This window comes from uncultured Acetatifactor sp. (genome assembly GCF_948601915.1).
Classification (GTDB): domain Bacteria; phylum Bacillota; class Clostridia; order Lachnospirales; family Lachnospiraceae; genus Acetatifactor.
This window is the reverse complement of sequence record NZ_CAPDXS010000172.1, coordinates 1-10011: the sequence shown is the minus strand read 5'-3', so window position 1 is coordinate 10011 and position 10011 is coordinate 1. Positions and strand designations below refer to the sequence as shown.

General features: G+C 52.0%; 7 protein-coding genes and 1 pseudogene. All 8 read right to left on the bottom strand.

Annotated features, from left to right (window positions below; all coding sequences use genetic code 11):
* Positions 1-334: 334 nt before the first annotated feature.
* Entirely contained in the window at positions 335-1183 is an 849-nt protein-coding gene (locus tag Q2B33_RS21220; RefSeq protein WP_330687858.1) for a hypothetical protein, read from the bottom strand.
* Between the two features lie 734 nt (positions 1184-1917).
* A complete protein-coding gene (locus Q2B33_RS21215) occupies positions 1918-3936 on the bottom strand; it encodes an SEL1-like repeat protein (protein ID WP_300571825.1) in 2019 nt (672 codons plus the stop codon).
* A complete protein-coding gene (locus Q2B33_RS21210) occupies positions 3933-4061 on the bottom strand; it encodes a hypothetical protein (protein ID WP_300784863.1) in 129 nt (42 codons plus the stop codon). Before Q2B33_RS21210 ends, Q2B33_RS21215 begins: the two co-directional genes overlap by 4 nt.
* A gap of 31 nt (positions 4062-4092) precedes the next feature.
* Positions 4093-5235 carry an AAA family ATPase gene (locus Q2B33_RS21205; RefSeq protein ID WP_300571821.1) on the bottom strand — a complete coding sequence of 381 codons (1143 nt, stop codon included), beginning with the start codon at positions 5233-5235 and terminating at the stop codon, positions 4093-4095.
* 448 nt (positions 5236-5683) lie between these two features.
* Complete coding sequence (locus tag Q2B33_RS21200) at positions 5684-7003, bottom strand: hypothetical protein (RefSeq protein ID WP_300571819.1); 1320 nt, start codon at positions 7001-7003, stop codon at positions 5684-5686.
* Between the two features lie 51 nt (positions 7004-7054).
* Positions 7055-7579: a sigma-70 family RNA polymerase sigma factor gene (locus Q2B33_RS21195; protein ID WP_300914234.1), complete on the bottom strand. Its 525-nt coding sequence runs from the start codon at positions 7577-7579 to the stop codon at positions 7055-7057.
* Positions 7580-7774: 195 nt separating this feature from the next.
* Entirely contained in the window at positions 7775-8956 is a 1182-nt protein-coding gene (locus Q2B33_RS21190; RefSeq protein ID WP_300571815.1) for a hypothetical protein, read from the bottom strand.
* A gap of 187 nt (positions 8957-9143) precedes the next feature.
* A pseudogene (locus Q2B33_RS24740) lies at positions 9144-9488 on the bottom strand (cytidine deaminase); the annotation flags it as partial.
* Positions 9489-10011: the final 523 nt, after the last annotated feature.

Sequence of the window (10011 nt, the reverse complement as noted above, 5' to 3'; positions counted from 1 at the left end):
CGCCAACTGGCCGTGCAAGCACGGCCGCTTGGCTCATTGCTCGCGGGAATAAAACTCTGCCGGAAAACCCTGGCTCTCTGATTTTTATGGAGACTCTTTTTCCTCTGCAAGCTGTTTGCTCACGTTCTTTTAAAATATGCCACACATCATCCCCACAAAAGACGCATTTGTGATAATCCTTTGATACCTATATCCATTCTAATACACCCTCACCAATAGTAACTATTTTACAACTTGTGATATAATTCTCCATAATAACCTTAAGTGCAAAAATTAGCTCTATATTATTCTGTCAAACAAGGAAGAGCACCTGTAAATGCTCTTCCTGTTATACTTACAAATACATTTTTGCTGTTTCTTCCGCCAAATGAAACTTTTCCTGGATTTTCTTCAGAATAATGCTGTCCGCAATTTGTAAATCCTTTAATGCTGATACCATAGCTATTATTCCTTCTTGTCTTCCTTCCTGTCTTCCTTTTTCAATTCCTTTCTCTTCCACACCCTTACTTAAATTACACATAAGCGACACCTCACTTTCCAAGGCTAAAGTCATTCTGATATGAAAATCTTCCTCCAATATCTGGCACTTGTCCTGTGAACCGGTCTCCGTGGACAGAAGCACATTCAACAGTTTCAATAAATCCGTACCCGCATCCGCCTCTTTCCCAAGACAGATCATGACAGCCGCCATCAGATCATAATCCGCTTTTCGCTCCTTTACGCTGCCCACCAGATTCTCTTCCGCGATGTAGTAACGGGTAATGCTGTTCTCACGGCTCTTTGGCGGGTTCATACAGATCCATATGCTGTATACCTTTTTGATATTCTCATAGTGGGAATTCGTAAACTCTGTTCCATATTGGGCGGAAACCATCCGGCTGCAGTAATAGATTCCCCTCTTTATCAGCGGATAACCCGGATAAAAATCATTCTGGGCCTCTACATTGAGAATCAAACGAATCAGTTCCCCGGAGACAGGAGCGGTTGCCAGAAAGCGGATATCATAGGTAACAGTCCCTTCCGTCAGAGAAGCGTCTTCGTTTCCGGCTCCCTGTATCATAGAAGCACGGTTGGATTCGTCCGGAGCCACTGCCACTTCGCCCACCTGCGGCGTGCCTTCAATATATTTTTCCGCAATCTCTTCCACATCACAGTCACGGTATTCTTCCAGGCAGTTCTTCATAATCCATGCCAGAATGATCTTCTCCGAAAGCAGCCGCTTGCAGGCCGCGTCATAGCCGGCTTTCTCATCAGCCACACGGATGTTTTTCGCTATGGTAGTATCTGTATTCATGGCCTCACCCCCCTGCTTTTACTGGTATTTTATCATATTTCATGCGAACAGGCCACAGTATTTTTTTAGTCTTTTAAAATAACCAGTTTATTCTAATGGCACTCCACAGACACGCTGCACTCGATTTCAAAGCCCACTGCTCCACCCAGTTCCCTAGTAGGATAATTGGCGGAACATTTGTAATCCTGGCAATCGGCCTAAGGACAATACTGCATTGCAGTCAGATCTGATGGATTTCCACCCTTACGACACCGGCCTGGTTCCGCAGGTGCTATCATTCGTCCAGGAGTATCAGAATCATATCCCGGAGCGAAAACCCTGCGGGCGGGATGAATTCATCGCCCTGCTGGCAGGCCTTGCCGCTCTGCGGAGAACACCGGGCATTCCGGCACCCAGTGAAATTTCTTTTACGGCCTTGCCCCAGTGCGCCTCTTCTGAAGAGGAAGCAGTCTGTAGGACTCATTTGGAACGGACTTTTGGCATCCAGGACAGGGAATCCCTGCCCTGGCTTGGGGATGCAGATCTGGATGCCGGTTTCTCCTGTACGAATCTCCTCACCTCCTGCCGCCGCAGGTGCCCTGTCCGGGGAAAACGACTATACTGCCCGGGAGCCGTCCCCGGGGTTACGGTTCGTCCTCCCAGTATTCCTCCAGCCGCTCCAGCGCGGCCTGGGCTTTCGCGTCCCCCTGTTCGGCGGCCTTTTCATACCATTCCGTGGCCGCATACACATCCGGCTCCACGCCCCTTCCGGTTTCGTAGCATAATCCCAGGTTGTACTGGGCGGTAGCGGAGCCCTGCACGGCTGCCTTGGCGAACCACAGGGCAGCCTTCCGGTCGTCCTGAGCCACGCCGTTTCCTGTGATGTAGGCGATGCCCAGGTTGAGCTGTGCCTGCATATGCCCCTGGGCTGCCGCCTTCGCGTACCATACCGCGGCCTGGGCGCTGTCCTGCTCCACACCGTATCCTTTTTTGTAGAGGAAGCCCAAGTCGTTCTGGGCAGACATATGACCCTGTTCGGCGGCCTTTCGATACCACAGCACAGCCTGGGCATAATCCTGTTCCGCATGCTCTCCGTTCTTATAGCAGAAACCAAGCCGGAATTGGGCATCCCTATGTCCCTGTTGGGCTGCTTTCCTGAACCATTCCAGGGCTTTGGCGCCGTCCTGCGCCACGCCGCTTCCGGAATCGTAGCAGCAGGCGGCCTCGTACTGGGCGGGCGCATGCCCCTGTTCGGCCGCTTTCTCGTACCATTTGGCTGCCTGGGTCAGATCCTGTTCCACTCCCGTCCCCCGCTCGTAATAAATGGCAAGGTTGTACTGCGCCTGGGAGTTCCCCTGCTCCGCCGCCTTCTTGCACCACTCTGCGGCCAGGGTATCGCTCTGCTCCACTCCCTTCCCCTTTTCGTAGCACCAGCCCAGGTTGTTCTGGGCGTTGGGCTCGCCCTGCTCTGCCGCTTTCCGGAACCACTCTGCGGCCTTTCTGTAGTCCTGCGCCACGCCTTCCCCGTCCTTATAGCAGCAGGCCAGGTTGCACTGGGCGGACGCATCTCCGTGGACTGCCGCCCTCTCATACCACTGCGCTGCCTGGGCGCTGTCCTGCTCCACGCCCGTGCCCTGGTCATAGCACAGGCCAAGGGCGTATTCGGCATAATCATAGCCCTGTTCCGCTGCCCTTTTGTACCACACTACGGCGCTGTGCTGGTCGTGCTCCACGCCTTTTGCCTCCTCATAGCACAGTCCCAGCATGTATTGGGCATAGGCATAGCCCTGTTTTGCGGCCTTTTCGTACCATAGGAAGGCGTTTTTGTAGTCCTGCTCCACGCCCGTCCCATAGTAATAGCAGCCAGCCAGGTTATGCTGGGCGGTGGCGTTGCCTTTCTGAGCCCCCTCTCTGTAAAAGGCAACGGCTCTGCTTAAATCCTGCTCCACGCCCTGGCCGTTTTCATAGCATACCCCCAGTTGGCTCATGGCCCAGGAATTCCCCTGTCCGGCGGCTTCCCGATACCATTTCACAGCCTTCTCAAAGCTCTGTTCCACGCCCTGGCCGCGATAGTAGCAGTTCCCCAGGTTATGCTGGGCATCCGGAAAACCCTGGGCGGCGGATTTTGCGTACCATTCCGCCGCCTTCTGCCAATCCTGCTCCAGGCCGCCGTATCCACGTTCGTAGAAGACGCCCAGATTGTACTGTGACCATTCATGCCCCTGCTCCGCCGCTTTCCTGTACCAGATGAGAGCCTGCGCCTTGTCCTCTTTGACTCCACGCCCGTAGTCGTAATCCACTCCCAGATTGTGCTGGGCGTCCGCATCGCCGCCTTCCGCCGCCTTGGTGTACCAGAATACCGCTTTCTTCTCGCTGGGGCCCACGCCCCTGCCCTTGCTCCAGCACCAGCCCAGGCTGCGCTGTGCGGCGGCGTTCCCCTGCTTTGCCGCTTTCTCATACCATGCCACGGCGGCGGCGTAGTCCTTCTTCACGAACCAGCCGTACTGATAGCAGTCGCCCAGCACGCCCTGGGCGCCGGGGTCTCCGGCTTCCGCCGCCGCAAGGCATTCCTCCATGCAGAAATCCTCCTCCAGGATGCTTTCCCTGCTGAAGCAATCGTCTCTGCCCGTATCGGCTCCGGGCAATATGGTGTTTTGATTCATTGTTCTTCTCTCCTCCTTTTTCCGGCCGCTGTATCTTTGATTGTCTGTATTTCGTCAGAATTCCTGACCAATTCTGCCACGTATCCGAAGTCATCGTCCTCCAGCGCATTCTCAAATTCTATCATAAGCTCTTTATTGGGAATGCATAATTCTCTTTCATGATAGGATAGCAGGCCATAAATTACCATGGCTGCATATATTTCCTTCTTGTTGGCGGGATTTTCCTGTCCGGCTGCGTATTCCTTGTTCATACTGCGCACTGGCTAAATTTGCAGTGCAACCAGACTGCAGACCGCCAGTCAGGTACTTTCCCGAAGACACCAGTGTAAATCCTGGCGGTCTGCAGTATATCTCAATGCCGATGGGCATATGGTTGACCATTTTTACCACATCGTCCCTGACCTGGCCAATATTATATTTCAGGAAGAACAGCACTTCGTCCATCCTGCCAGTCCTTGAGCTCTGGCAGCATCCGTCCTCCAGGGCGCATACCACGGAGCGTGGGTTGTAGAGCCTTCTGCCGTCCCCGGTGCTGTAGCCGTTGTACCATTCTGAAATTTCGTCCAGTGTCAGTCTGCTCTGTCTGCGGCACAGCGCTTCCACCTCCCCCTCCGTAAAACCAAAATATTCCTCAAAGTAGGGATCCCTCAGCATGGTATATTCCTTAAACATGTTCAGGGCGGATCCCGTGCTGTACTTTTTGATCGGCAGCACGCTGGTCATGTACACCAGCGCCACGTAAGCCCTGTCCTTGAGCAAGTCCCTCAGGAATTCCAGAAAATCCCCCTGGTTTTCCCGATAGATGTCATGGCTGAAGAGGTAGTCCCATTCGTCAATGATAAATATGAACTCGTCCCCTGTGGCTGTCAGCAGATCTGGCAGGCTGTCGATTTCCCTGTTCGCCAGCTCCGGATAGGCCTGCACAATGTCGTTCCTCATATTCTTCTCAAATCGCCCGATATAGTCCTGGTAGGTGTTCTTTCTTCCGGGCAGGTCATTCATGGAAAAGCTTATGAGATTATATCCGTTCAGATGCTTTCGGTAGCTTGCGCTTCTGCTGATGTCCAGCCCGGCGAAGAGGTCTTCTGAGGGGTATGTCTTTCCATAGTAGGCTCCCAGCATATTCAGCACGGAAGTCTTGCCGAAGCGCCGGGGCTTTGTAATGCACAAAAACCGGTTCTTGGTCTTGATCCGCTCGCTCACTTTTTCAATGATGGCAGTCTTGTCCACGAAATATCTGTCATGGCGAAGCATCTGAAAATCCTTATATGCCGTATTCGCATTTAGACATAGAGCCATGTTCTTCCCTCCCTGTGATGTTTCCTAAGTTAAAGCACGCTGGCGGCGTTCCTGCCTGCTCTGGCCAAGTCGTATTCGCCATTCATCCTCCTTCGCTCTGGCTCTCCCATTGTACCATAATTTCCTGGGCTCCACAATCTTCTGTTGCTGTTTTCTGTTGCTGCTTCTGTTGCTGCTTCTATTGTCGCTTCTGTTGCTGCTTCTGTTGCTGCTTCTGTTGTCGCTTCTGTTGCCGCTTCTGTTGCTGCTTCTGTTGCTGCTTCTGTTGCTGCTTCTATTGCCGCTTCTGTTGCTGCTTCTGTTGCTGCTTCTATTGTCGCTTCTGTTGCTGCTTCTATTGCCGCTTCTGTTGCCCTACATAGACTTCGGCAGCCGCAGAACAGGTCTCTGCGGCTGCCGAACTATGCCAGGCCAGGGTCTAACGCTTATGGAATTTTGCCCGCCCCGGTCAGTTGCTTTGGGGCAGCTCCACCTCCCCGTAGGTGAAGCAGTTCTCTTTCAGGAACTCTATCATCTGTTCTCCGCTCCAGGGTTCATCGCAGTACAGATACCCCTTCCATTCGTCCATCCACTTCAATTCGTCCAAGGCGAAGATGGTGATTTTTTCCGCATCCATGGGCTTCTCGAACATATATATCTCCTGCCGCTTCTCCCCATCCTCCACAAATCGATTGCCACTCTGTGATGCCCAGTCAAGGCGCCTTCCCTTGTCATCGAAAGCTTCTATCAAGATGTATTCCTCTGTCAGTGACGTTCCCTTCGGCTCCTCTATCACTACCTGGATCTCATAGGGCTGTACCGCCACTTCCTTCAATACATGTCCGCCGAGAATCGTCTGCCCTATCTGCTCTGTCAGCAGGGGTTCCTTCGCACAGGTGATTTCCGCCGAGACTTCCCACTGGCCTTTGATATCTCCATTTGCCTCATCTGTGATAAATACCCTCATGTGCCCGGAGCGCATTTCATAGGTCAATCCGTCCGTTACAGGATATCCCTCCAAGGAGCTTCCGCTTCTGGCAATCCCCACAAAAGTATGTTGGTCTGTGAAAATGCCCTTGATGGTCAGACTCCCGTTCCCTTCGAAGCGCTCTCCGGTTTCCGTGGTGATGTTTTCCGCAGCATACAGGAAAATACCACCTTTTTTGCCCGCTATGTCCGCCGCGCTCTCTAAAAAGGGCTCCTCGCTGGTCACCTCAAATGAGAGGTAGAGGCTGTATCCGTCGCAGAAATATTCCTTTAGGGCTATCCGCACCGGGTCTTCCGCTTCTGCTTCCCCTCCGGCGGCCTCCTCTCCGGCGGCAAGGCCTTCCTGCTGCTCCGGATTCGGATTCCCCGGATTCCCCTGGTTCCCCGAATCCGCCTGCCACTGCCCTGCGTCCTCCTGGTTCCCCGAATCCACCTGATCCGTCTGCCCTACGTCCGTCTGTCCCTGCCCTGCGTCCGCCTGTCCCCCTTGCTCCACCGGCACCGCGGCTTCCCCCACCTGTGCAAAGGGAATTTCGGAGTCCCCGGTATCATAGAGGTAGGCGAAGATATTCCCGATGAGGGGGATGCTGCTGTACGCCTTTGCCACCACGGGGTTGACGAATCCAATGACTACCGCCAGGAAGCAGGCCGCTGCCGTGGCCATGGATATGGCCGCTGTCCTCCAATGCTTTCTTGTCTGTCTCCTCCTAAGCCTTTTGTGCCCTTCCGCTACCGCATCCATGATTACGCTGTCCAGCTCCATGGGAACCTCCATCTCATTCCAAACCTTATTTTCTGTCATATTATCCCTCCACCAAATGTCCCACCTGAAAGAATCGCTTCTCCTTCTCTTTCATTGTGCCCCTTCCAGCATGCATTTCAGCCTGCTCTTCGCCCGGGAATGGTACGCCTTCACAGTCCCTATGGGCATGTTCAGCATCTGCGCGATTTCGTTCAGCCTGTTCCCCGCAAAATAGTGCTGAATAACGATATCCCGATAAGGGAAATTCAGCCTATCGATTGCCTGGTACAAATCCAGCCTCTCTTCCCGGGGAAACGCTTCCTCCGCCGCAAATACCTCTTCCTCCGCAAGGTCATACTTTCCCCGCCTGGCCCACTCCTCGTGGGCGCAGTTGATCAGGATCCTGGTCATCCAGGTGCGGAAATACTGCGGCTGCTTCAGGCTTTTTATGGATACGATGCAGCGCAGGATGCACTCCTGGACGATATCCAGGCTGTCCTCTTTGTTCTTCATGTACAGGAAAGCCATTTTGTACAGATATTCCTTTTCCATCAGGAACAGTTGTTCCATGGCTTCCTTTTTGCCCCTCTGTGCCTGTCTCACCAGATTGATTTCCAGAGAATCCAAAATGTTCACCGCCTTTGTCCGTTATCATCGTTCTGTCATGGAACCGCAGTACAGATTCCATTTCCAGAATCAAAGTGCAATTGTAAATGTCAAACATGTTTGTTTACATCTGTTAGAGGTGCCTGGGAGGAGAAAGGTTACACTGATTTCAGAAATTTTTAAAGCTGCCGGGCAACGAGTGTTTTTCACCCTTGCCCGGCAGCCTTATGGCAGAACCTTTTCCAGAAATGCCTCATATGCAAGCGCCCCGCCGGGACTGCATATCTCATTCCGGATAAAGTCAAACAAGTCCCTGCTTTCCCTGTCCGCATATCGATAGGTCTCTTTTGCCAAAAAGGCGGCTATGAAATAGGCCGCAAAGTAGCCCGGGTTCGACACGAAGAAATGGGGCTTTGTCCATCCGTCCCCTTCCTCCTCTCCCGTGAAAGCACAGGCCGCCTTCCATTCCGCGTCGAAATCAGGATCGGCTTTTCTGTAAATCCTTTCCTCGAATTCCGCACAGCACAGCAGGTAATCCAGTTGGAATTCTGCCTTTGGAAGCCACATGCCCCTGTCAGTATGCAGGAATTCTCTGGAAAACCCATCTGTATAAACCTGGTTCTCGAACAGCAGCGCAACCGTTTCTTCCATGATAAGGTTGAAGGGTTCCCTCCGCCCATGGATGTCCGGCGTGACAATGTTGGTATAGTAGAAGCCATGGCCGATTTCATGCATGAATACGGAAAAACCTGACAGTCCGGGTCTTCTGTTGATTAAGACATGTATGTCGTCAGGAATGCTGACGGGCACACAGGCGCCGATATAGAATCCAGGGAGGTCTTCATCGTGAATCTGTATCCCGCTTCCGTTCAGGTTCCAGCATTCATCTATTTCCCTGAAAAGCGCCCTCTGATTTTCCACGGCAAGCCTGCGGTCTGCGGATACTTCTCCCAGCCATCTCCTCAGTTCCATGCTGTCTGTCTTTTCCGCCTTGCGCTGCCTGGAAGCGGCTCTGGCAAACACATCCCCGCCGATTCCCCAAAGCGCGTACCTGTAGTCCAGGTAGTTCTCAAAACCCGCCGTCCGGGCATATTGGTTGCGCAGGCGGACAAGCTTCTGCAGCCATTTGGCATATTCCGGGGCGGGCAGTTGCTTTCTGACGCTCCGGAATTTCTTTTCCTCTGTTTCGATGCGAAAGGCCAGCTCCAGATCGCCGGCATATTTCAGTTCGTTCCGGTATCCTCCGGGGCTGTGCCCGGGGGAAGTATGGCCGGCATCTTTTATCGCCTTTCCTGCCGCAAGATATATTTCCTTCTTTTTGCCGCAGAATGACTCGTAGTCTCCGCTGAGCCAATACTGCAATTCCGCTTTGCGTTCTTCCTGCAGATAATCGTTTCCAAAGCCCATCCGCTTTTCCTTCCTCTCATGGCGGATGCTTCTCCATGCAGCCCGCCACGCCGTCCATGCCGCTGTTTTCCGCTACTATCTTTTCATATTTGATGTTGCCTTACTACTTAAATTTTCTTCCTTTTCGGAAACGTGTTCCCAGTGCATAAAGCACATACTGAACCATTCTATATAACCGTGAATTGCTTTATTCCTCCCAATGTTCAAGCTCGTCAGCAGGGTAGGCTTTCGTCCAGTGATATGGTTGCAATTCCTTTAACTCTACAAATCGGATTTTTTTCTCTTCGGTTGTAACTGCCACTTGTACATTCTCGCCCCAATACCGCAATCTCTCCTGGCAAATGCCGCATGGTGATAATACTCTATATGGAAAACTTTCGTCATCACGGATAATGCACATGCAGTGCGTCACTTTTTCATTATATTTGTGAGCCTCAAGCATGGCTCCCAGTTCAATACATACAATTGCAGATGCGTTAGCGGTTTCAATTGAAACACTTGTATAATAATTCCCTTTGGAAGTGTGGACAACGCCAGCTCCGCCTCAACCGATAGGATACCTTTTTTCTATCAGTTCCACTGCTCTCTGATACATCTCATATTCTATTTCGTAATACCTCATAACGACCTCCTGATTTTACATTTATTTCCTCTTTTTTCGTAGGTACATAATTCCGAAAAGGACGTAAATTTTTTGTGTCTGTTCACATGGTGAAAAAATGGTATACTGAACCAGACAAAACGGTATCTACACCAGCATCCTGAGCAGCAGATTTCTATGAGAAACACGGATATATCAGCGCCCCGGGCTGTATGGCAAAAACCGGGATGCCGTCTTCGTGAAGCACCTGGCGGGGCATCCGGGGGCGGCAGAATAGCCGTCACCTGCCCAGGGTATCCTTTTTTCGTTAAGAAATAGACAGGGCATCCCATAACAGATATCCTGTTTTTTCATCAAATGACGAATTGCTTTGCTGATTACGCCAACTGCATAACCTCGGCTTCAAGTTCTTTTATATCGCTTTCAGATCGGAAGAGCACACGTCTGAACTCCA

Bases quoted from the DNA above. Each gene is read 5' to 3' on its own strand.
- Q2B33_RS21220 (WP_330687858.1), bottom strand. From the start codon at position 1,183: ATGAAGAACTGCCTGGAAGAATACCGTGACTGTGATGTGGAAGAGATT.
- Q2B33_RS21215 (WP_300571825.1), bottom strand. From the start codon at position 3,936: ATGAATCAAAACACCATATTGCCCGGAGCCGATACGGGCAGAGACGAT.
- Q2B33_RS21210 (WP_300784863.1), bottom strand. From the start codon at position 4,061: ATGATAGAATTTGAGAATGCGCTGGAGGACGATGACTTCGGATACGTG.
- Q2B33_RS21205 (WP_300571821.1), bottom strand. From the start codon at position 5,235: ATGGCTCTATGTCTAAATGCGAATACGGCATATAAGGATTTTCAGATG.
- Q2B33_RS21200 (WP_300571819.1), bottom strand. From the start codon at position 7,003: ATGACAGAAAATAAGGTTTGGAATGAGATGGAGGTTCCCATGGAGCTG.
- Q2B33_RS21190 (WP_300571815.1), bottom strand. From the start codon at position 8,956: ATGGGCTTTGGAAACGATTATCTGCAGGAAGAACGCAAAGCGGAATTG.